Raw genomic sequence first — 22,975 nt, 5'->3', positions numbered from 1 at the left:
CAGGTACACACCGAATCCCCTTCAGGATCTGTAGTGAACCCAGCCATTGGTCTGATTGCATTCGCAGCCGGATGCTTTAGTGTGATCGCTACCTTCCAAAACAATAAAAACAGGCTTTCCAATGAGCCAGAGTCTCAGCCAGCTGCGTAAATTCGTTTCGCCTGAAATCATCTTCGGTGCCGGTTGCCGGCACAACGTCGGCAACTACGCCAAGACCTTTGGCGCGCGCAAGGTCCTGGTGGTCAGCGATCCCGGGGTGATTGCCGCCGGTTGGGTGGCCGATGTCGAGGCCAGCCTGCAAGCCCTGGGCATCGAATACTGCCTGTACAGCGCCGTATCGCCCAACCCGCGCGTCGAAGAAGTGATGCTCGGTGCCGAGCTGTACCGGGAAAACCATTGCGATGTGATCGTTGCCGTTGGCGGTGGCAGCCCGATGGACTGTGGCAAGGGCATCGGCATTGTCGTCGCCCACGGTCGCAGCATTCTCGAGTTCGAGGGCGTGGACACCATCCGTGTGCCCAGCCCGCCGCTGATCCTGATTCCGACCACCGCCGGCACCTCGGCGGACGTTTCGCAATTCGTGATCATCTCCAATCAACAGGAGCGCATGAAGTTCTCCATCGTCAGCAAGGCCGTGGTGCCGGACGTTTCGCTGATCGACCCGGAAACCACCCTGAGCATGGACCCGTTCCTGTCGGCCTGTACCGGCATCGACGCGCTGGTGCATGCCATCGAAGCCTTCGTGTCCACCGGGCACGGGCCCTTGACCGATCCCCATGCGCTGGAGGCCATGCGCCTGATCAATGGCAACCTGGTGCAAATGATCGCCAACCCGACGGACATCGCGCTGCGCGAGAAAATCATGCTGGGCAGCATGCAGGCCGGGCTGGCGTTTTCCAATGCGATCCTGGGCGCGGTGCATGCCATGTCCCACAGCCTGGGCGGTTTTCTCGATCTGCCTCACGGCTTGTGCAACGCGGTGCTGGTGGAGCACGTGGTCGCCTTCAACTACAACTCGGCGCCGGACCGTTTCAAGGTGATTGCCGAGACCTTTGGCATCGACTGCCGTGGCCTCAACCACCGGCAGATCTGCGGGCGGCTGGTGGAGCACCTGATCGCGCTGAAACACGCCATCGGTTTCCACGAAACCCTCGGTTTGCACGGGGTCAGCACCGCGGACATTCCGTTCCTGTCGCAGCACGCGATGGACGATCCGTGCATCCTGACCAACCCGCGCGAATCCAGTCAGCGTGATGTCGAGGTCGTGTATGGCGAAGCCCTCTGACGAGCAACAACGGGCGCTGGCCGGGCTGCTGGGGTTAGGCAACCATTCGGCGCGCAAGAGCCATTACCCGGAGCTGGCCGCACGGCTGGACGAGCTGGAGGCCGAGCGCAACCGCTACAAATGGTTGTTCGAAAACGCAGTCCACGGGATTTTCCAGGCCAGCCTGCAAGACGGCATGCGCGCGGCCAACCCGGCACTGGCGCACATGCTCGGTTATGAGGACCCCCAGGAGGTGCTGTTTTCCCTGACCGATCTGGCCAGCCACCTGTTTGCCGGCGGCGTGTCGGAGCTGGAAACCATCGGTGAAATCCTCAGGCAACAACGCAGCCTGCACGGTTACGAAACCCGCTTGCGGCGCAAGGACGGCAGCCATCTCGATGTGCTCATGAACCTGCTGCTCAAGCCCGATCAGGAAGGACTGGTGGAAGGTTTTGTCGCCGACATCACCGAGCGCAAACTGGCCCAGCAGCGCCTGCAACAACTCAATGACGAACTGGAACAACGGGTTACCACGCGCACTGATGAACTGCTGGAAGCCAACCGCAACCTGCAGCAGCAGATCACCCAGCGTCAGCAGATCGCCCAGGCGTTGCGCGATGCCCGTGATGCCGCCGAGGCGGCCAATCGCAGCAAGGACAAATACCTCGCCGCCGCCAGTCATGACTTGCTGCAACCGTTGAACGCCGCGCGCTTGCTGATCTCGACCCTGCGCGAGCGCAAGCTGCCGGCAGTCGAGCAGGTGCTGGTCGAACGCACGCACCAGGCACTGGAAGGCGCCGAAGACCTGCTGACGGATTTGCTCGACATTTCCCGGCTCGATCAGGCGGCGGTCAAGCCCGACGTCGCCGTCTACCGCCTCGACGAATTGCTCGGGCCGCTGGTGTCGGAGTTTCAGTCGGTCGCCGAGGCGGCGGGATTGAATCTGCGCGTGCACATGGGCCAGTACGCCGTCAGTACCGACTTGCGCCTGATGACGCGGATCCTGCGCAACTTCCTCAGCAACGCCTGCCGCTATACCGATGAAGGCAGCATCCTGCTGGGGGCCAGGCGCCGGGGTGAGATGTTGCGCGTGGAGGTCTGGGACACCGGGCGCGGTATCGCCGCGGATCGGCTCGATTCGATTTTCCTCGAGTTCAACCAGTTGGACGTCGGACGCGCCGCCGACCGCAAGGGGGTGGGTCTGGGGCTGGCCATCGTCGAGCGCATCGCCAAGATCCTCGGCTACAAAATCGGCGTGCATTCGCTGCCGGGGCGCGGCTCGATGTTCAGCATCGATGTGCCGATCTGCGCCGAGATGCCGTTGCCTGTCAGCCTGGCCGCGCCGCAGCCCGGGACAGGCAATCCGCTGCCGGGACGGCGTTTGCTGGTGCTCGACAATGAAGTGAGCATTCTGCAAAGCATGAGCGCGTTGCTCGGGCAGTGGGGCTGCGACGTGGTCACCGCCACCGACGAAGCCTCGGCCCTCTCGGCCTTGCGCGGGCAGGCACCGGAACTGATCCTGGCGGACTATCACCTCGATCACGCGGTGGTCGGTTGTGATGTGGTCCGGCATCTGCGCGAACATTTTCATCAAACCATCCCCGCAGTGATCATCACGGCCGACCGCACCGACCAGTGTCGGCGTGCGTTGCAACGCCTGGACGCGCCGTTGCTCAACAAACCGGTGAAGCCCGGCAAGCTGCGTGCGGTGTTGAGTCAACTGCTGGGTCAGAGCGCTCGATAGTGCAGGGTGAAACCGAGGTCGGTGGATTGTCCTTGTTCGAGTAAACGCAGGCCCGGTCGACCGGGCAAATGGTGAGCGTTGACCGGGTGGCTGACCGGTTCGATACAGAAAAAATCCAGGCCCACGGGGCAGTAGAGCAGGTAGTAATCGCTGCCGCTGGCCTGGCATTGCAGTTCATAGCCCAGGTCCGGTTGCTGAATCAGGCAATGGCCGTCCCATTCGCAGAAGCCGTTGTCGACCAGGGTTTCCGGCAACGCCCTGGGGTGCTGGAAATCCCATTCGGCCGGCAGTTCGCCAAGCTGTGTCGGCAGTTTTGTCGCGTCGCAAAACCACACCTGATGAGCTGGTGCCTGCAATCGGGTATTCGCGGTTCGCGGCAAGTACGGGTGTAACCCCAGGCCATGCCAGGCCGCGCGTTCGGCCAGGTGGGTGACGCTCAGTTCGATGCTCAGCTTGCCTTCGCCCAAATGGAAACGCTGGCGCGCGTGATAGGCGAAGGGTGTGCTGCTGTCGAGTTGCAAGACCGCTTCATTGGGCGTGTGAACGATGACTTGCCACGGCTGCTGCCAGGCGCTGCCATGAATCGGCAGGGGATCGGTGAGGCTGTTGGGTGTCAGCGACTGCCAGCCATCCGGGCAATCGAAACCGCCCTCGGCGATGCGGTTTGACCATGGCACCAACGGAAAGCAGCCGAGTTTGCCGGGCAGACCGGTGTTCAGAGCGTGGGCGTCGGCATGGCGCAGCAAGGGCTGGCCAGTATCGCGCACGGTCCAGTTGACGATGCTCCCGCCCAATTCAGGGGCGAGGGTGAGGCGGGTGAGTTCGTCTTCGAGTTCGAGGGTTGCTAACGTCATGGCCTTCTCTGCAGGTTGATGAGCTGATGTGGCGAGGGAGCAAACTCCCTCGCCACAATGCGTTTGCGAGTCCTGGTTACAGCACCAGATGCGGCAACCACAGTGACAGCGCGGGAATGTACGTCACGGCGATCAGCACCAGGAACAGCACGCCGTAGAACGGCAACAGGGCTTTGACGGTTGATTCGATACTGACCTTGCCCACGGCCGACCCCACAAAGAGTACCGCGCCCACGGGCGGCGTGATCAAGCCGATGCCCAGGTTGACCAGCATGATCATGCCGAACTGCACCGGGTCCACGCCAATGCCCACAATCACCGGCATCAGGATCGGCGTGAGGATCAGGATCAGCGGCGCCATGTCCATCACGGTGCCGAGCAACAACAGCATGACGTTGATGCACATCAGGATCACGTAACGGTTGTCCGAAAGCGTGAGGAACATCGTGGTGATCTTCGCCGGGATCTGCATCAGCGTCATGATGTAGCCGAAGCTCGCGGCGAAGCCGATCAGGATCATCACGATCGAAATCGTCCGCACCGTGCGGTGCATCAGTTTCGGCAGTTCGCTCCACTTGTAGTCGCGGTAGATGAACATGGTCACGAAGAAAGACCACAGCACCGCAATCGCCGCCGACTCGGTGGCGGTGAAAATCCCCGAAAGAATCCCGCCGAGAATGATCACCATGGCCATCAGGCCCCACAGCGCTTCACCGCAGATCTTCAGCGCTTCGCGCATCGGAATGACTTCACCCTTGGGGTAGTCGCGCTTCTTGGCGAAAATCAGGCACAGCACCATCAGGCACGCGCTCATCAGCAGGCCGGGCACCACGCCGGCCATGAACAGCGAGGCAATCGACACGGTGCCGCCCGCGGCCAGCGAATAGAGCACCGAGTTGTGGCTCGGCGGGGTCAACAGTGCTTGCACCGAGCCGCTGACGGTGACCGCCGTGGCGAACTCCCGTGGATAGCCGCGACGCTCCATCTCCGGGATCAACACCGAGCCGACCGAGGCGGTGTCCGCGACTGAAGAGCCGGAGATCGCGCCGAAGAAGGTCGAGGCCATGATGTTGACCAGCGACAGTCCGCCACGGACAAACCCCACCAGCACCCCGGCAAACGCCACCAGCCGCCGGGACATGCCACCCTCGGCCATGATCGCGCCCGCCAGGACGAAGAACGGAATCGCCAGCAGGGAGAATTTGTTCACGCCGCCGGCGACCTGAATCATCAATGCCTGGAACGGAATGTCGATCCACCATGCGCCGATCAGGGCCGAAAGCCCCAGGGCGTAGGCGACCGGCATGCCAATCAGGATCAAGGCGATAAAACTGCCCAGCAGAATCAATGCGTCCATTCAGGCAGCCCCTTCGTTTTCTTCAACCAGGTCGAAGCGCACGACCCGCCGGTTGCTCTGGTCACCGAGCAGGAGTTTTTCCAGCACAAAGATCAACGTCAGCAAACCGCCAATCGGGATCGGCATGTAAGTGATGCCGACGCGCAGGGTCGGCAGGGCGCTCATGAACTGGTTCCAGGTCGACAGGCACAGCCTGGTCCCCCAGATCGCCATGAACAGGCTGATGGTCGCCATCAGCAATTGGGCAAACACGCTCATGGCTTTGCGCAGGTTCGGTGGCATGCGATCAGTGAGCATCGCCACCGCCATGTGCGAGCCGGAACGATAGCTGGCGGCGGCGCCAATGAAGGTGAACACCATCATCAGCAAAATGGCGCTGGGCTCCGGCCAGCTGGAACCGGTGCCAAGGACGTAGCGGGCGAACACGCCCCAGGGAATGATCAGGGCGATGGCCAGCACGGACAGCCCTGCGACCCAGATACAGGTCATGTAGATCCTGTCGTTGATGCGCAGCAGTAGATTCTTCATCGGGTTTCACCGTAACCGGGCGCGCACTGACAGACACCCACTGTCAGTGGCGCCGGGCCTTTCTTGAATGCAGGGAGGGATTACTGAACGGCTTCGATGCGCTTGATCAGGTCGGCATAGGGCGCGCCGTATTTCTCGCGGATCGAGGCAGTGGCCTCATAGAAAGGTTTCTTGTCGACGGTGATGAACTCGACGCCCGCAGCCTTGAGCTTCTCTTCGCTGCTGGCCGATTTGGCGTCCCACAGGATGCGTTCCTGTGCCTGCGCGGCCTTGGCGGTTTTCTTCACCAGTGCCTGTTGCTCGGGCGTCAGTTTTTCCCAGGTGATCTTCGACATCACGATCGGTTCCGGCAGGATCAGGTGCCCGGTCAGGCTGTAGAACCTGGCGTTCTGGTAGTGGTTGTGTTCAAGCAGGGTCGGCGGGTTGTTTTCCGCGCCGTCGATCACCCCGGTCTGCAATGCACTGAAGATCTCACCGGTGTCCATGGCAATGCCGTTTCCGCCCATGGCATTGATGGTGTCGATGAACATCGGGTTGCCTTGCACGCGGATCTTCATGCCCTTGAGGTCTGCCAGGCTGCGCACCGGTTTCTTGGTGTAGAGGTTGCGCGTGCCGCCGTCCATCCAGGCCAGGGCGACCAGGCCGAATTCGGAGTCGGTGATTTTGGCGAGGATCTCGTCGCCGACTTCGCCGTCGATCACCTTGCGCATGTGCGCCTGGTCGCGGAACACGAACGGCATGTTGAACACGTTCACGTCCGGCACCACCGGACCGACAATACCGAGGCTGACCCGGGCCATCTGGATGGCACCGACCTGGGCTTGTTCGATCACTTCCTTTTCCGAGCCGAGCACACCGCCGGAAAACATCTTGAAGGTCAGTTTGCCGTCACTGTCGGCCACCAGGGTTTTACCCAGTTGCTCCTCGGCCACTACGGTCGGGTAGCCGGCGGGGTGGATGTCGGCGAATTTGATTTCCAGCGCATGGGCGGCGCTGCTGAGGGAGAAGGCGAGGGTTGCAGTGAAGGGGAGTGCAGCGGCGAGCAAGGTGCGTTTGAAGTCCATTGGGGGTGTCTCCTGTTTTATTGTTTTTGTGTTCAAGGCACAGCGTTGCAGCACGAGCAGTTGCGGTCAGACGTTGAAAAGTGGCTCCGGCAAACCCTTTACGCCGGGGTTGAGGGCGAACACGCCACCGGCCAGTGACCGTTCGTCGTGGTCGTCTGCGGGGCGGATCGAAGTGACGAACAAGGTGTCCAGGCGGCTGCCACCGAAGGCACACATGCTCGGTTTTTTCACCGGTACGGCGAGGGAACGGTCCAGGCGCCCATCCGGGGTAAAGCGGTGAATCAGCCCGGCATCGTTGGCACAGATCCAGTAGCCACCCTCGGCATCGACCGCGGCGCCATCGGGGCGCCCGGCGTGGTGATTCATGTCGACAAACAGCCGGCGATTGCTCGGCGTGCCGCTGTCGATGTCGTAGTCGAAGGCCCAGATCTGCTGGACGGCGGGGTGGGAGTCGGACAGGTACATCGTGCGCCCGTCCGGGCTGAAGCCCAGGCCGTTGGGCACGATGAAGCCGCTCAGTTGGGCGTCGAGCGGTCCGCGTTGTCCGGCGCTGTAGCGGTAAAGCCGGCCCTCGGCGGCGTTGGCACCCATGTCGAGCACCATGCTGCCGGCCCAGAACCGCCCCTGACGGTCACAGCGACCATCGTTGAGGCGCATGTCGGGGCGGCTGTGATCGATGCCCGCCAGGGGGTCGCTGTCGAGGCTGCCGTCGTTGTGCGGGCGCAACTGGAAGAAGCCGCTCTCCATGCCGGCGACCCAGCCGCCGTCAGGGTGACGGGCAATGCACGCGAGCATTTCCGGGGTTTTCCACGCCGACACATGGCCGGTGTCGGCGCTCCAGCGTTGCAGGCCACCGGCCGGGATATCGACCCAGTACAGGGCGTTTTCGGCGCCGACCCACACCGGGCATTCGCCCACGGCGTTGCGCGCATCGACAATCAATTCAGCTGGCATGGCCACTCATTCCCTTGGTTTTTGTTGTGGGGATCACGCGGTAAGCACTGGCGGTTCAGTCGCCGAACGGACCGGCCACGCAGAACGCGCCGCCCTGGTAGATCCGCGTCGGATCATCGGCCGCTGGCATCGGCAGGGCTTCGACCTTTTCGCGGAACACTTCGGAGCTGTCGTTCGGCGCATAGCCCAGGACCGTGGCATAACGGTTGTCCCACCAGACGTCCTTGTTGTCGGACGCGCCATAGACCACGGTGTGGCCGACATTCGGCGTGTACAACGCCCGTTCGAGCAGTTGGGTCAGGTCGCCGAAGCTCAGCCAGGTGCTCATCATCCGGCGGTTTTGCGGTTCCGGGAACGAGGAGCCAATGCGCACGCTGACGGTCTCGATGCCATAGCGATCGAAGTAGAAAGTGGCCATGTCTTCGCCGTAGGACTTGGACAAGCCGTAGTAACTGTCCGGGCGGCGAGGGGAGTGGGCGTTGATGACTTCGTCTTGCTTGTAGAAGCCGATCACGTGGTTGGAACTGGCGAAGATCACGCGCTTCACGCCGTGACGGCGCGCAGCTTCGTAGATGTGGAACACGCCGCAGATATTGGCGCCGAGGATCTCTTCGAACGAGCGCTCGGTGGACACGCCGCCGAAGTGCAGGATCGCGTCCACGCCTTCGACCAGTTGATGCACGGCGTGCTTGTCGGCCAGATCGCACGGCACGACTTCTTCACGGTCATCGATGGCCGGCGCAATGTCGGCGATGTCCGACAGGCGAATGACATTGGCGTAGGGGCGCAGGCTTTCGCGCAGGACCTTGCCCAGGCCACCGGCGGCACCGGTCAGCAGCAGGCGATTGAAAGGGGCGCGGGCAGGGGGTGTGGTGGTCATGGAGAGTCCTGGACAAGCAGTGGTGGTTATTGAATTTGTTGTAAGTTGTCGTACGACTAATGGCAGTATCGTAAGGCTTTCCGTTTCTTGTCAACGCGTCTTGTGTCGAATTTGACGAAGGGTTGGGTTCTCCGGGCGGCCTGTGGCGAGGCAACAAGCGCCCTCGCCACAAGACCGGTGTCAGCCGAACCGGCTTACAACAACGAAATCGGATAGCTGATGAAGAGGCGGTTTTCGTCGAACTCGTTGGTGCTGAAGTTTTTGCGGATGCTCGCGTTACGCCATTTGACATTGAGGTTTTTCAGCGGACCGCTTTGCACCGTGTAGGCCAGTTCCGATTCACGACCCCACTCCTTGCCGTCGGTGATGGCCCCGGTATGCACGTTATCGCCACTGATGTAGCGGTTCATCATCGTCAGGCCCGGCACGCCCAGGGCCACGAAGTTGTAGTCATGACGCACTTGCCAGGATTTTTCCCTGGCATTGTCATAACTGGAATTGTAACTGTCGTTGGCCAGGGTGCCGCCGCTGGTGCCGTTGACGCGCATCCAGACATCGTCGCCCGTGAGCTTCTGCAGGCCGACATAGAAGGTGTTGCCACCGTACTTGGCCGAGAGCAGGGCGAACGCGGTTTTGTTATCGAGGTCGCCGGCCAGGGCGCTGCCGTCTTCCTTGCCGATGAAGTAGCCGAGGTTGGCGCCGAGGGTCCAGTCGCCAATGGGCTGGCTGTGGCTCAGGTTGAAGTATTGCTGTTGGTAGATATCGCTCAGTTCCGCGTACCACACGCCGACCTGGGTGCGTTTGTCGTTGAAGGCATATTCGCCGCCACCGAAGTTGAAACGATCAGAGGTGAACGCCGCTTTGCCGTTCATGAACATGTTTTCCATGCTCGAATCATTACGCGGGCTGTTCTGGCGGAACTGCCCGCCGTAGAGCGTCAGGCCGCTGATTTCAGTGGAGGTGATCTGACCACCACGGAAGGTTTGCGGCAGCGAGCGGCCGTCGTCCGAGCGCAGGATCGGCAGCACCGGCATCCATTCACCGACCTTGACTTCGGTCTTCGAGATCTTGCCCTTGAGCGCCACGCCCAGGCGGCCGAAGTTGTCGGCCGGGCGACCGTCGTGGTCCAGTGGCAGCAACTGTGTACCGCCGGTGCCCTTGCCGCCATCGAGCTTCTGCGAAAACGTGCCCAGCACGTCCACACCGAAGCCGACCGGGCCCTGGGTGAATCCGGATTTGGCGTCGAGGATGAAGTTCTGGGTCCATTCCTCAGCCTTGCCCTGGGGGTAGGCCGGGTTGGTGTAGTTGCGGTTGAAGTAGGCGTTGCGCAGGTTCAGCGTGGCTTTGGCGTCATCGGCGAAACCTTCGGCATGACTGGTCATGGGCAGGGCGATGGCCAGGCTGCTGCAACCGATCAGGCTCAGGGCATGACGGCGGGCGAAGGGTGGACGTGGGGCACGGGGGGACGAATTGCGGGCGGGCTTGCTCACTGTAACACTCCAGTTCTTTTTTGTTTTTATAATTGTTATACGTTGTCGTACAACATTGGAGGCGATTATTTACGCGACGTTTCAGTGTTGTCAATCGGAAGTTGTACGATGACATGGAGGGTGCGGAATGTTTATGTGGGAGCGAGCGTGCTCGCGATGGCGGTGAGTCAGTTGACAGTGATGTTGAATGTGACGACGCCTTCGCTGGCAAGCCAGCTCCCACAGGAGTTTGGGTTGTCAGCCGGCAATCATGGGCGGCAGGGTACCCAGCAGCGAAACCGCCGCCACCGCACCAATGCCCAGCAACCATTCGGCAATCACACTTTTACGCAATGCCGACAGGCGCTGTTCGCAGTCCTTGATCCGCAGACGGTTGAACAACGCCAGACCGAGCATCGCGGTGATCAGGCTGACCTTGATCAACAGGATCAGGGCAAACCCGGACAGCAACGGCGTCGGCCAGAAGGCGCCGGTCAGGACCCGTACGTTGATCAGCCCGGTGATCAGCAATCCCGCCACCACGATGTAACCGACACCACTGAATCGCTGCAACAGCGTCCGGATGTCATGCCCGGCAGGGCGGCGCAGGATCATGACCAGCAGCATAAGGCCGCCGAGCCAGATGCCGACGCAGGCCAGGTGCACCAGTTGATTGAGCATCAGCCATCGGCCTTCGGCGCCATCAAGCATGGCGCCGTGGCCGACCGGCGCGAGGGTCGCCAGCAGCGAAGCGCCGAGGGCCAGGCGCAAGGGAAGGTGGCTGCGCAGCGGGCTTAGCAGCAATGCCAGCAACACGCCGTTGAGCAGCAAGTGCCAGCTCCAGACCTGGCCAAAGAACGTGCTGCCCAGCACCAGGCGCAAGGTCGAGGGCTCGAACGCGGCGTCCCAGGCACCGGCCATGCTGGAGGTGATCAGCAGCAGCCAACAGACGCCGCTGACCAGCGCCAATCCCGCCAGCCAGCAACTGATGCGTGTGAGCGCCCGATCAAGGGGGCTCTCACGGCGCAGCAACAGAGGCTTGTATACCCAGGCGCCGAACAGCATCAGTACCACGGTGAAATGCAGGAAGCGGCACAGCACCAGCGCGCTCGCCATGTATTACTGGCCAACCTTGAAGCTGTAGGTGCCTTCGCTTTTATGGGTATCGACCGACACGGCATGCCATTCGACTGTATAGGCACCAGCGCTCAACGGCGCAGCGGGTGTGACCACCAGGGTCTTCTTGTCGCTGCCTTCGGTGGCCAGGCTTTTCACCGCAACAGAGGCCCCGTCCTTGCTGATCGTGACTTTGGTGAAGGCCGCTTCAACGCCTTCGGAAAACATCAGGCGCAGTTCTGTCGGTGCGCTCACGGTGCTGTTGGCGGCCGGTGTCTCACTTTTCAGATGGGCGTGGGCAAATACCGAGGAGGCGGCCAGCAGCGAGCCGAGCAGGGCGGCGGTGGTGAGGGCTTTTTTGAGCAGCATTGTCGGGTTCCTGTCAGTCAGTTGCGAAATGGGCGTCAGTTTAGCCGCCAGAGGCCTGTTGTACGAAGTTTGGTTTTACCCTGTCGCCGCGAGGTAGAGCGGATGCTAGTCTTGTTTAACGCTGTTGTCAGGGAGCCCTCATGGGCAATCACAAGATTGAGATTCGTCGCAGTAACGTCGAGAAAATTCTGCTGGGGGCCGAGAAGGTCTTCGCCGAGAAAGGCTTCGGCAGCACCGCCATGGCCGACATCGCCGCCGAGGTGCAACTGCCGCGCTCCAACCTGCATTACTACTTCAGCACCAAGACCGAATTGTACAGCGCCGTGCTGTTCGACTTGCTGGAAGTCTGGAAGCAGGATGCGCTGTGCTTCGAGATGTTCGATGACCCGCGCGTGGTGCTCAGCAGCTACATCCGCGCCAAGATGAACCACTCCCGCAGCCGTCCGTACGGTTCGAAAGTCTGGGCCAACGAAATCATCCACGGCGCCCCGACCCTGGGCGTGGCACTGGATGCGAGCCTGTACGACTGGGCCAAGATGAAAGAAGCGAAAATCCGCCAGTGGGTGGACGACAAGCGCATCCTGCCGGTGGAGCCTTCGAGCCTGCTGTACATGATCTGGGCCTCGACCCAGCATTACGCCGACTTCGACCACCAGGTGAACATCCTCAACGACCATCAGCCGCTGTCGGACATGCAGTTCGAACGGGCGATACAGACCGTGACCAGTGTGATTTTGCGCGGGATCGGGTTGGAGCCGTAAGTTTTGTGGCGAAGCTGGTGGCCTCATCGCTGGCGAGCCAGCTCCCACAGTTTGAGCGGTTGGAGCCGTAAGTTTTGTCGCGAAGCTGGTGGCCTCATCGTCGGAACGCCGCCCGGAGCAAGTTTGCTCCCACAGTAGATCTTCAGTCGACACAAAACTTGTGAACACCAGAGACCCTGTGGGAGCGGGCTTGCCCGCGATGGCGTCTTTTCAGGCGCGGCCCATCTCAAGGACTGACGTGATACGGATTCCTCGGATCATGGTTCCAGTCCAGAAACGGCTTGCCGTTTTCCACCGGCACCATCTCGATGCAGTCCTGCACCGGGCAGGTGATCTGGCACAGGTTGCAGCCCACGCATTCATCCTCGATCACTTGATACTTGTGCGTGCCGTCGGCCTGCTTGAGGCTGGCCACCGCCTGGTGCGAGGTGTCTTCGCACGCGATGTGGCAGCGACCGCAACCGATGCAGGCGTCCTGGTCGATTTTGGCGATCACCTGATAGTTGATGTCCAGGTACTTCCAGTCCGTGGTATTGCCCACCGCGCGCCCGGAGAATTCTGAAATGCTCGCGTAACCCTGACTGTCCATCCAGCGCGACAAGCCGTCCTTCATCTCCTCGACGATTCGGAAGCCATGCAGCATGGCCGCCGTGCACACCTGCACCGAACCGCTGCCCAGGGCCAAGAATTCCGCCGCATCGCGCCAGTTGCCAATGCCGCCGATGCCGCTGATGGGCAGGTCGCGGGTCTGTGGATCGCGGGCGATTTCGGCGACCATGTTCAAGGCAATCGGCTTGACCGCCGAGCCGCAATAGCCGCCGTGGGTGCTCTGGTTGCCGACCATGGGGTTGGCGACCATGCGCTCCAGATTGACGCTGGTGATCGAGTTGATGGTGTTGATCAGCGACACCGCATCCGCGCCGCCACGGTGCGCCGCGCGGGCCGCGACGCGGATGTCGGTGATGTTCGGCGTCAGCTTGACGATCACTGGCAGCGAGCAATAGGTCTTGCACCAGCGGGTGACCTGTTCGACGTATTCCGGCACCTGGCCGACCGCCGCGCCCATGCCGCGTTCCGGCATGCCGTGCGGACAACCGAAGTTCAGTTCGATGCCGTCGGCGCCGGTGGCTTCCACCAGGGGCAGGATGTGTTTCCACGATTCTTCGACGCAGGGCACCATCAACGACACGATGAGCGCCCGGTCCGGCCAGTCCTTTTTGACCTGGGTGATTTCCCGCAGGTTGATCTCCAGGGAGCGATCGGTGATCAGTTCGATGTTGTTGAAGCCCAGCACTTCGCGGTTCGCTCCGAAGTGCGCCGAGTAGCGCGACGATACGTTGACCGCCGCCGGGTCTTCACCCAGGGTTTTCCAGACCACGCCACCCCAGCCGGCCTCGAAGGCGCGGACCACGTTGTAGGCCTTGTCGGTGGGCGGCGCGGAGGCCAGCCAGAACGGGTTGGGGCTTTTGATGCCGGCGAAGACAATCGAGAGATCGGCCATTTACGCAGCCTCCACGTTGAGCATCAGTTGAGCGTTGATGGCCTCGGCGGCCCGTTTGCCGTGCTGCACCGCCTGCACGGTGAGGTCCTGGTCGAGGCTGGTGCAATCGCCGCCGGCATATATGCCGGGGACGCTGGTGCGCAGCTGTTCATCGACCTCGATGCGATCCCCCTGGCGCTTGAGTTCACGGGCCAGCGGGTCGGCGAGGGCGCTGCTGTCGAAGGCCTGGCCGATGGCTTTGAAGATGGCGTCGGCGGCCAGTTCAAAGGTTTCGCCGGTGGTTTGCAGACGACCTTCGACCAGGTGCGTGCGCGCGAATCGCATGCCGCGCACACGACCCTGAGCATCGAGCAGGACCTCTTCGGGTTGTGCCCAGGTCATCAGGCGCACCTGATTGGCCTTGGCGATGTCCTGTTCGTGGTGGGTGGCGCCCATGTCCTCGGCACCACGGCGATACACCAGATTGACGTCATGGGCGCCCAGGCGTGCCATCTGTACGGCCATGTCGATGGCGGTATTGCCGGCGCCGAGCACGATACAGCGGTCGGCCAGTGGTAGTTGGCTCAGGTCATCGCTCTGGCGCAGTTCGCGGATGTAGTCGGTGGCGGCCAGCAGGCCTGGCGCGTCCTCATGGGCCAACCCCAATTGCTTGCTCGCCGCCAGGCCCAGGCCGAGGAACACCGCATCGAATTGCTGATGCAGTTCGGTCAGGCTCAGGTTCTCGCCAAGTTTTTGCCCGTGGCGGATCTCGATGCCGCCGATCTGCAGCAGGAACTCCAGTTCCTTCTGCGCGTAGTCGTCCACCAGTTTGTACTTGGCGATCCCGTATTCATTGAGACCGCCGGCCTTTTCCCTGGCTTCGAAAATCACCACGTCATGGCCGTGCATGGCACTGCGATGGGCGCAGGACAAACCGGCCGGCCCGGCACCGACCACGGCGATGCGTTTGCCGGTGGCGGCGGCGCGGGGGAAGGGGTGTTCGCTGAAGTGCGCGTTGTCCACGGCGTAGCGCTGTAGCAGGCCGATCAGCACCGGTGCGCACTCCTGAGCGTTGTTGCGCACGCAGGCTTGCTGGCAGAGGATCTCGGTGGGGCAGACCCGGGCGCAACTGCCGCCGAGGATGTTGGCCGAGAGGATTTTCTGCGCCGCGCCCTGCACGTTGTCCTGATGGATATTGCGGATGAACGACGGAATATCGATTTCGCTCGGGCAGGCATTCACGCATGGCGCGTCGTAGCAATACAGACAGCGCGAGGCTTCGAGGTGAGCCTGTCGGGCGTTGAGCGGGGGCGCCAGATCGGTGAAATGGCTGGCGAGAACGGCCGCATGCTCAACGGGATGCGGGAGGTGGGTCAGGGTCTTGATCACGGTATTGGCCTCACGGTGATGGAGGTGCTGCCTCTAAATGGGCATTGTTTTTGTGCATTGCCCTGTGGCGAGGGAGCTTGCTCCCGCTGGCCTGCGCAGCAGGCCTGAAACCCAGTCGAACCGGAGTGTCAGGAGTTCCGGGGCGACAGGGTTGGGGCGGCTTCGCCACCCAGCGGGAGCAAGCTCCCTCGCCACAGGGGTGGTCAGCGTTTCACGGCAACCGGCTGATTCAACTCAGCCCGCTTGCTCAGCAAGTCAAACACCGCTGGATACGCTGGCCGTTCGATATACCGCCCGGCGCCGCGCTCGGCCCGCAGGTCGCCGTCGGCCCAGACGACCCGGCCCTGGCTGATGGTGTGGCTGGGCACGCCGCGAACGGTCTTGCCTTCGAAGATGTTGAAGTCGACTTGCTGATGGTGGGTCTTCGCCGAAATCGTGCGCGTCCCTTGTGGGTCCCACAGCACCAGGTCGGCATCGGCGCCGACGCGGATCGCACCTTTGCGTGGGTAGAGGTTGAAGATTTTCGCGGTGTTGGTGGAGGTCAGCGCGACGAAGTGCTGCATCGACAAACGCCCGGTGTTAACGCCTTCGTCCCAAAGCACGGCCATGCGGTCTTCGATGCCGGCGGTGCCATTGGGGATCTTGCTGAAATCGTCCTTGCCGGCGGCTTTCTGCTCGGCGCAGAAACAGCAGTGATCAGTGGCGGTGGTGTGCAGGTTGCCGGCTTGCAGGCCATGCCAGAGCGCTTCTTGATGGCCGACAGGGCGGAACGGCGGGCTCATCACGTAACCGGCGGCGGTCTGCCAGTCCGGGTGTCGATAGACGCTGTCGTCCAGCAACAGGTGCCCGGCCAGCACTTCGCCGTACACCGGTTGGCCCTTGGCCCGGGCGTAGGTGATTTCGTCGAGGGCTTCCTTGGTCGAAACGTGCACCAGGTACAACGGTGTGCCGAGGGTTTCGGCGATACGGATCGCCCGGCTCGCCGCTTCGCCTTCCACTTGTGAAGGGCGCGACAAGGGGTGCGCCTCCGGCCCGGTCATGCCTTGGGCCATCAGCTTGCGTTGCAGGTGATAGACCAGCTCACCGTTTTCCGCGTGCACGGTGGGCACCGCGCCGAGCTCCAGGCAGCGTTCGAAACTCGCCACCAGGGTGTCGTCGGCGGCCATGATCGCATTCTTGTAGGCCATGAAATGCTTGAAGCTATTGACCCCGTGGTGAATCACCAGCTCGGCCATTTCTTCGCGGACCTGCTCGCTCCACCAGGTGATGGCGACGTGGAAGCCGTAATCGGAAGCTGACTTCTCGGCCCAGCCACGCCACTGATGGAACGCTTCCATCAGCGACTGCTGGGGATTGGGAATCACGAAGTCGATGATCGACGTGGTGCCGCCGGCCAGACCGGCCGCCGTGCCGCTGTAAAAGTCTTCGCTGGCCACGGTGCCCATGAACGGCAGTTGCATGTGGGTGTGCGGATCGATGCCGCCCGGCATCAGGTACTGGCCGCTGCCGTCGAGTATTTCGGCACCTGTGGGCGCCTCGAGGTCTTCGCCGATGGCCTTGATCACGCCGTCTGCGCAATACACATCGGCGCGATAACTTTCATCATGGGTAATAACAGTGGCGCCACGGATCAACAGAGACATTCCGAGTTCCTCGCAGGCATGACCGGCTGGTGCCGGCTCTAAATGTTTTTATATGAAGCGAGTTGCAACAGGTGTATTCCTGTCATCGCTGTCAGGAATAAACGCTAGCTGGTGTTATGGGAATCGGCAAGAATAATTTTTATAAGCTTATAACTGCTTTAAGTAGTTGATATATAAGTATAAAAAATGAAATTCACCAAAATGGTGAGGCCTCTCACCATTTTGACGCACTTGACAGGATAGAAATATGGTCAAGATTTCCTATGTGAAATCAGCTGTTTGACGATGGTCTATGGTTGACGCTCAACGTTTAAAAAAAGATTCGCGCACCAGATTGAGTCCTGACTGTTTGGACAACTTGCCTGGCATTTGCCTTGAATGGTCCGGCACGTCAGCGAAGACCGAAGGGTTGAATAAATAAAACTGATAAACATCAGTTGCTTACAAAATGTTTATGGAACTGCCCGATGCGCAAGCGGGGTACGCGGCACGTTTATTGAAGTCGCCAGCCCCGATGAGCAAAACAAAACAACAATGGAGCGGCCATGCAACAGATCAGATCGCAAGTGACCGAGCGCGACGGCTTGTTTGAGTTGGAGGCCGGCAGCGACGTCCTCGACAGTCCCCGATACAACCACGACATGGCACCGACCAAGGTGCGCGAACGAACCTGGAACAAATGGCACATCACGGCCTTGTGGGTCGGCATGTCGATTTGCGTGCCGACCTACACCCTGGGCGGCGTGCTGACCGCGTACTTCGGCCTGACCGTCGGCGAAGCGCTGCTGGCGATCCTGTTCGCCAACATCATCGTGTTGATCCCGCTGACCCTGAACGCCTTTCCCGGCACCAAGTACGGCATCCCGTTTCCGGTGTTGCTGCGCTCGTCCTTCGGCGTCCTCGGTTCCAACATTCCGTGTCTGATCCGCGCCCTGGTGGCCTGCGGCTGGTTTGGCATCCAGACCATGTTCGGTGGCTTGGCGATTCATCTGTTCCTGGGCTCGGTGTTCGACGGCTGGAAATCCCTGGGCGGTACCGGCGAAGTCATTGGCTTCATGATGTTCTGGGCGCTGAACCTGTGGGTGGTGATTCGTGGCGCCGAGTCGATCAAATGGCTGGAAACCCTGTCTGCACCGTTGCTGGTGGCGGTAGGCGCAGGGCTACTGGTGTGGGCGATGCCCAATGTGTCGATGACGGAACTGCTGGCAATTCCGGCCAAGCGTCCAGAGGGCGCCAGCGTGGTCAGTTATTTCGCCGCCGGATTGACCGCGATGGTCGGTTTCTGGGCCACGCTGTCGCTGAACATCCCGGACTTCAGCCGCTACGCGAAAAGCCAGAAGGACCAGATCGTCGGGCAGATCATCGGTTTGCCGCTGACCATGTTCCTGTTCGCCTCGCTGGGCGTGGTGATGACCGCCGCGTCGGTCAAACTGGTGGGCGTGACCGTCTCCGATCCGGTGACGCTGATCGGCCATATCCAGAGCCCGGTCTGGGTCGCGGTGGCCATGGCGCTGATCATCATCGCCACCTTGTCCACCAACACCGCGGCCAACATCGTTTCGCCGACCAACGACTTCCAGAACATCGCGCCCAAGGTCATCAACCGCACCAAGGCCGTGCTGCTGACCGGGTTTGTCGGCCTGGCGCTGATGGCCCATGAACTGCTGAAAAAGCTCGGCCTGATCGTTTCTGACGTGAGCCTGGAAACCGTCTATTCCAACTGGTTGCTGGGTTACTCCAGCCTGCTGGGGCCGATTGCCGGGATCATGGTGGTGGATTATTTCCTGATCAAGAAACAGCAACTGGACCTCGCCGGCCTGTACCGCGACGACGTGTATCCGGCCTGGAACTGGAGCGGGTTCCTGGCGTTCGGGGTGCCGGTGGTGCTGACGCTGCTGTCGTTGGGCAGCGATGCCTTCAGCTGGTTCTACAGCTACGGCTGGTTCACCGGCTCGGCCCTGGGCGGGTTGATTTACTACGGGTTGTGCTCGATGCGGGCGCAGCCGTCTGCCGTGAAATCGGCGGTGTAGCGGCTGGCCCTATCGCGAGCAGGCTCGCTCCCACATTGGGTACGCGTTACCCCTGTGGGAGCGAGCCTGCTCGCGATGACGGCCTCAAATACACCGACGAAATGCCTGACAGAAACCATAAGAATTGCCTGAGGAGATCACCATGAACGCTGCTGTAGACGTTCTGCAGTCCACCCACCAGCACATCAACCGCGACCGTCTGTGGCAGTCGCTCATGGAGCTGGCCAGGCTCGGCGCCACGGTCAAGGGCGGTGTCTGTCGCCTGGCCCTGACCGACCTCGATCGCCAGGCCCGGGATATGTTCGTCAAGTGGTGTGAAGAGGCGGGCTGCACCGTCAGCATCGACGCCGTCGGCAACATCTTCGCGCGACGACCCGGGCGCAACCCGAACCTGCCGCCGGTGATGACCGGCAGCCACATCGACACCCAGCCCACCGGCGGCAAATTCGACGGCTGCTTCGGCGTGCTGGCCGGGGTCGAAGTACTGCGCACCCTCAATGACCTGAGCGTGGAAACCGAAGCGCCGCTGGAAGTGGTGGTCTGGACCAACGAAGAAGGCTCGCGTTTCGCCCCGTGCATGATGGGCTCCGGCGTGTTCGCGGAAAAATTCACCCTTGAGGAAACCCTGGCCAAGGTCGATGCCGAGGGCGTCACCGTGGGCGAGGCGTTGAACGCCATTGGTTACGCCGGACCGCGCGCGGTCAGCGGTCACGCGGTGGGCGCCTATTTCGAAGCACACATCGAGCAAGGCCCGATACTAGAGGACGAGCGCAAGACCATTGGCGTGGTCATGGGCGCCCTCGGGCAGAAATGGTTCGACCTCAAACTGCGCGGTGTCGAAGCCCATGCCGGCCCGACGCCGATGCACCTGCGCAAGGACGCCCTGGTCGGCGCCTCGGTAATCGTCGGCGCGGTGAATCGCGCGGCCCTCGGCCATCAACCCCATGCCTGCGGCACGGTCGGTTGCCTGCAAGCCTATCCCGGTTCACGCAACGTCATTCCCGGCGAAGTGCGCATGACCCTGGACTTCCGCCATCTGGAACCGGCGCGGCTGGACTCGATGATCGCCGAAGTCCGTGAAGTCATCGAAACCACGTGCGAAGAACACGGCCTGACCTACGAACTCACCCCGACCGCCGACTTTCCGCCGCTGTACTTCGACAAGGGGTGCGTAGAAGCGGTACGCGGTGCGGCGCAAGGATTGGGCCTGTCGCACATGGACATCGTCAGCGGAGCAGGGCACGACGCGATCTTCCTCGCCGAACTCGGACCTGCCGGCATGATCTTCGTACCTTGCGAAGGGGGTATCAGCCACAACGAAATCGAAAACGCCGCGCCGGATGACCTGGCGGCCGGTTGTGCGGTGTTGTTGCGGGCCATGCTGGCGGCGTCGGCGGCGATCGCCAGTGGGCAATTGGCGGCTTGAGGTGCAGGAGGTCGCAGCCATCGGCTGAACACCGCCGAGGGCTGCGATCTCGAATCATGGGGGACTCAACGGCGTGCTTGTCGCGCTCTGAAAATCAGCATCCCGGTCAGCATGGCGATCATGAAGACCCACGCCTGCCAATGCCCCGTCGGCAGTAACACCAATGCCGGGCCCGGACAGATACCCGCAATGCCCCAGCCGACGCCGAACAACAGGCTGCCGCCGATCAAGCGTCGGTCCAGCTCGCGGCTGACCGGCAACTGCATGGGGGCTCCGAGCCAGGACGTCGATTGCTTCATGGCCCAATGAAAGGGTGCCCAGGCAACGGCAATCGCGCCGAACATGACCAGCGCCAGGGAAGGGTCCCAGGTCCCGACAATGTCCAGAAAGCCCAGCACTTTGGCCGGATTGGCCATGCCGGCCAGTAACAGGCCGATGCCGAACAAGAGCCCGGCGAGAAAAGCGCTAAGTTTGCGCATCATCAAAACCCCAGCACGTGACGCAGGATGTACACCGTCACAAAACCACTGAACATGAAGCTCAATGTGGCGACGATCGAGCGCGGTGACAGGCGCGAGATGCCGCACACGCCGTGGCCGCTGGTGCAGCCGGAACCGTATCGAGTGCCGATGCCGACGCACAATCCGGCGACGATCAGGCCCAGCGGCCCGGTTTTGAATTCAATGGCCGGCCACTCGTGAAACAACGCCCACAACACAGGCGCAGCCAAGAGTCCGAGTATGAACAGGGCCTTTTCGCCCCACGCCGAGTCATTGCGCTCCAGCAGGCTGCCCAGCAACCCGCTGATTCCGGCAATCCGTCCGTTGGCCACAACCATTACGCTGGCGGCCAGGCCGATCAGCGCGCCTCCGGCCAGGGCGGAAAACGGCGTGAAGTGAAGCGAGTCAAACATCATGGCGACGCTCCTGAAGGGTGAAAGGCGCATTACACCACTCATTCTGTTCTGTTAAGGACGAACACGCTATCTGAGACAAGCTCGCACTCCACAGTTTCCTTGCCGCAGGCCCGCAGGAACTTCGCACGATTGCAGGCCCCGGCGGTCGTACTTTTCACAGGAGCGCAATCGCTCCGTCGTACGTAGGGAGATGCAATGAGCCAAGACGTCCTGACCACAGAAACCAGCCGCCGCCAGTTGCAGCAGATCATCACCGGCCTGTCCGACGGGGTGATTCTGCTCGATCTCGACCAGGCCATTGTCTGGGCCAATGACGCAGCGTTGGCCATGCACGGCATCGAACGGATCGGTGATCTGGGGGCGAACGCCAAGGAGTACGCCCGACGCTTTGCCTTGCGTTATCGCAACAATCACCCGGTGCCGGTGGCCAGTTACCCGATCAGCCGTGTTGCCCGTGGCGAGACCTTCAGCGATGTGCTGGTGGAACTGACCCCGATTGATGACGAAGAACGCACCTGGGTGCACAAGGTGCGCAGCCTGGTGGTCACCGACAGCCATGGTGAGCCGGAGTCGTTGGTGCTGATCATGGACGATGTCACCGAGTGGGCCAGTGCCGAGCAACGCTTCGAGAAAACCTTCGCCGCCAACCCGGCGCCGGCGGTGATCTGCCGGCTCAGTGATCTGCGCTACATCAAGGTCAATCCCGGCTTCCTCGAAATGACCGGTTATGCCCGTGATCAGGTGATCGGCAGCTCCACCTATGAACTGGACGTGCTGGATCAGGCGCAGAACAAGGATCTGGCCAAGCAGCGTTTGCGCGAAGGCGCGACCATTCCGCAAATGCAGGCCGAACTGCGCGTGGCCGATGGGGCAAGCAAGCAGGTGATCGTCGCCGGCCAGCCGCTCGAGCTCAACGACGAGCCCTGCATGCTGTTTTCCTTCGTCGACGTGGAGCCGCGGCGCAAGGCGGAAGTTGCCCTGCGCCAGAGCGAGGAGCGCTTCGCCAAGGCCTTTGGCCTGACGCCGGTGCCGATCCTGGTGTGCAGCGCCAGCGATCAGGTGGTGATGGATGTGAACGAGGCGTTCCTCGAGACCCTTGCATATCCCCGCGAGGAAGTGCAGGGCAGGACCATCGCCGAAATCGATTTCATCTATGACAAAGGCGCGCGGACAAAGCTGTTCAGCGCCCTGGAGAAAACCGGGCGTCTGGATCGTGTCGATGTTCGCGTGCGAAAAAAAGACACCCAACTGATGGATTGCGCGGTTTCCGCCGACACCGTGAACATTCAGGACAGCGCTTGCTACCTGCTGGTGTTGATGGATATCACCGAGCGCAAGCGCACCGAGCTGGAACTGGTGACGGCCATTGAAGAGGTGATGAAAGATGCCTCCTGGTTCAGTCGCACGCTGATCGAAAAGCTCGCCAACGTGAAACATGTCAACTCGCCGCAATTGCCCAGCGTGTCTTTCACTGACCTGACGGCCAGGGAGCGCGATGTGCTGGAACTGATCTGCGAAGGCCTGGCCGACAAGGAAATCGCCGCGCGCCTGAAGCTGGCACCGAACACGGTACGCAATCATGTGGCAACGGTGTATTCCAAGCTCGATGTGCACAGTCGTAGCGAGGCGATTGTCTGGGCTCGCGAGCGTGGGTTGTTTTCCAGTGCATGGAGGCAAAAGGGTCAGCGGTAGGTGCAAATGCACTAGTCGGCAAGGTGCAAATTCACGTTC

20 protein-coding genes are annotated in these 22,975 nt (G+C 61.5%); 6 read left to right on the top strand and 14 right to left on the bottom strand.

Features of this window, described 5'->3' with window-relative positions; all coding sequences use genetic code 11:
* The first annotated feature begins 121 nt into the window (after positions 1-121).
* A complete protein-coding gene (ercA, locus tag F7R06_RS07555; RefSeq protein WP_090320651.1) occupies positions 122-1,285 on the top strand; it encodes an alcohol dehydrogenase-like regulatory protein ErcA in 1,164 nt (387 codons plus the stop codon).
* Positions 1,269-3,008: a PAS domain-containing hybrid sensor histidine kinase/response regulator gene (locus F7R06_RS07550; protein ID WP_090320654.1), complete on the top strand. Its 1,740-nt coding sequence runs from the start codon at positions 1,269-1,271 to the stop codon at positions 3,006-3,008. The genes ercA and F7R06_RS07550 overlap by 17 nt, the downstream gene beginning before the upstream one ends.
* Here the strand turns inward: F7R06_RS07550 and F7R06_RS07545 are convergent.
* The 9 genes from F7R06_RS07545 to copC form a co-directional block, all read right to left on the bottom strand.
* Positions 2,993-3,862, bottom strand: a complete 870-nt coding sequence (locus F7R06_RS07545; protein ID WP_090320657.1) for an aldose 1-epimerase — start codon at positions 3,860-3,862, stop codon at positions 2,993-2,995. The two genes, F7R06_RS07550 and F7R06_RS07545, sit on opposite strands and share 16 nt — an antisense overlap.
* A gap of 76 nt (positions 3,863-3,938) precedes the next feature.
* Positions 3,939-5,219, bottom strand: coding sequence for a TRAP transporter large permease (locus F7R06_RS07540; RefSeq protein WP_090320660.1), 1,281 nt, complete (start codon positions 5,217-5,219; stop codon positions 3,939-3,941).
* Positions 5,220-5,747, bottom strand: coding sequence for a TRAP transporter small permease (locus F7R06_RS07535; protein ID WP_090320663.1), 528 nt, complete (start codon positions 5,745-5,747; stop codon positions 5,220-5,222).
* Between the two features lie 80 nt (positions 5,748-5,827).
* Complete coding sequence (locus tag F7R06_RS07530; RefSeq protein ID WP_090320665.1) at positions 5,828-6,811, bottom strand: TRAP transporter substrate-binding protein; 984 nt, start codon at positions 6,809-6,811, stop codon at positions 5,828-5,830.
* A gap of 66 nt (positions 6,812-6,877) precedes the next feature.
* Positions 6,878-7,765 (bottom strand): SMP-30/gluconolactonase/LRE family protein, encoded by an 888-nt coding sequence (locus F7R06_RS07525; protein WP_090320669.1) that lies wholly within the window; start codon positions 7,763-7,765, stop codon positions 6,878-6,880.
* Positions 7,766-7,820: 55 nt separating this feature from the next.
* Positions 7,821-8,645, bottom strand: coding sequence for an NAD-dependent epimerase/dehydratase family protein (locus F7R06_RS07520; protein ID WP_090320672.1), 825 nt, complete (start codon positions 8,643-8,645; stop codon positions 7,821-7,823).
* A 194-nt stretch (positions 8,646-8,839) separates the two neighbouring features.
* The gene (locus tag F7R06_RS07515) at positions 8,840-10,135 is read right to left on the bottom strand and encodes an OprD family porin (RefSeq protein ID WP_090320674.1); all 1,296 of its coding nucleotides are present in this window, start codon (positions 10,133-10,135) and stop codon (positions 8,840-8,842) included.
* Between the two features lie 237 nt (positions 10,136-10,372).
* Positions 10,373-11,230 (bottom strand): copper homeostasis membrane protein CopD, encoded by an 858-nt coding sequence (copD, locus tag F7R06_RS07510; protein WP_090320676.1) that lies wholly within the window; start codon positions 11,228-11,230, stop codon positions 10,373-10,375.
* Between the two features lie 3 nt (positions 11,231-11,233).
* Entirely contained in the window at positions 11,234-11,599 is a 366-nt protein-coding gene (copC, locus tag F7R06_RS07505; RefSeq protein ID WP_090320679.1) for a copper homeostasis periplasmic binding protein CopC, read from the bottom strand.
* Positions 11,600-11,739: 140 nt separating this feature from the next.
* Here copC and F7R06_RS07500 point away from each other — a divergent pair, with 140 nt between their 5' ends.
* A complete protein-coding gene (locus F7R06_RS07500; RefSeq protein ID WP_090320682.1) occupies positions 11,740-12,360 on the top strand; it encodes a TetR/AcrR family transcriptional regulator in 621 nt (206 codons plus the stop codon).
* A 226-nt stretch (positions 12,361-12,586) separates the two neighbouring features.
* On the opposite strand, the gene preA is transcribed toward F7R06_RS07500, so the two are convergent.
* The 3 genes from preA to hydA all read right to left on the bottom strand — a co-directional run bounded on the left by preA (position 12,587) and on the right by hydA (position 16,872).
* Positions 12,587-13,861, bottom strand: coding sequence for an NAD-dependent dihydropyrimidine dehydrogenase subunit PreA (gene preA / locus F7R06_RS07495; RefSeq protein ID WP_090320685.1), 1,275 nt, complete (start codon positions 13,859-13,861; stop codon positions 12,587-12,589).
* On the bottom strand, positions 13,862-15,229 hold the full coding sequence (locus F7R06_RS07490) for an NAD(P)-dependent oxidoreductase (RefSeq protein ID WP_090320688.1): 1,368 nt from the start codon (positions 15,227-15,229) through the stop codon (positions 13,862-13,864).
* Positions 15,230-15,432: 203 nt separating this feature from the next.
* Positions 15,433-16,872: a dihydropyrimidinase gene (gene hydA / locus F7R06_RS07485; protein ID WP_090320691.1), complete on the bottom strand. Its 1,440-nt coding sequence runs from the start codon at positions 16,870-16,872 to the stop codon at positions 15,433-15,435.
* 545 nt (positions 16,873-17,417) lie between these two features.
* Here hydA and F7R06_RS07480 point away from each other — a divergent pair.
* Positions 17,418-18,902, top strand: coding sequence for an NCS1 family nucleobase:cation symporter-1 (locus F7R06_RS07480; protein WP_090320694.1), 1,485 nt, complete (start codon positions 17,418-17,420; stop codon positions 18,900-18,902).
* Between the two features lie 142 nt (positions 18,903-19,044).
* On the top strand, positions 19,045-20,328 hold the full coding sequence (locus tag F7R06_RS07475) for a Zn-dependent hydrolase (RefSeq protein ID WP_090320698.1): 1,284 nt from the start codon (positions 19,045-19,047) through the stop codon (positions 20,326-20,328).
* A gap of 65 nt (positions 20,329-20,393) precedes the next feature.
* Here the strand turns inward: F7R06_RS07475 and F7R06_RS07470 are convergent, their stop codons facing one another.
* A complete protein-coding gene (locus F7R06_RS07470) occupies positions 20,394-20,807 on the bottom strand; it encodes a DUF6691 family protein (RefSeq protein ID WP_090327284.1) in 414 nt (137 codons plus the stop codon).
* Positions 20,808-20,809: 2 nt separating this feature from the next.
* On the bottom strand, positions 20,810-21,244 hold the full coding sequence (locus F7R06_RS07465; protein ID WP_090320701.1) for a YeeE/YedE family protein: 435 nt from the start codon (positions 21,242-21,244) through the stop codon (positions 20,810-20,812).
* A 195-nt stretch (positions 21,245-21,439) separates the two neighbouring features.
* On the opposite strand from F7R06_RS07465, the gene F7R06_RS07460 reads away from it, so the two are divergent.
* Positions 21,440-22,936, top strand: a complete 1,497-nt coding sequence (locus F7R06_RS07460) for a helix-turn-helix transcriptional regulator (RefSeq protein ID WP_090320704.1) — start codon at positions 21,440-21,442, stop codon at positions 22,934-22,936.
* Positions 22,937-22,975: the final 39 nt, after the last annotated feature.

Origin of the sequence: Pseudomonas moorei (assembly GCF_008801475.1) — a bacterium.
GTDB lineage: Bacteria > Pseudomonadota > Gammaproteobacteria > Pseudomonadales > Pseudomonadaceae > Aquipseudomonas > Aquipseudomonas moorei.
This window is presented reverse-complemented; position numbering and strand designations above follow the sequence as displayed.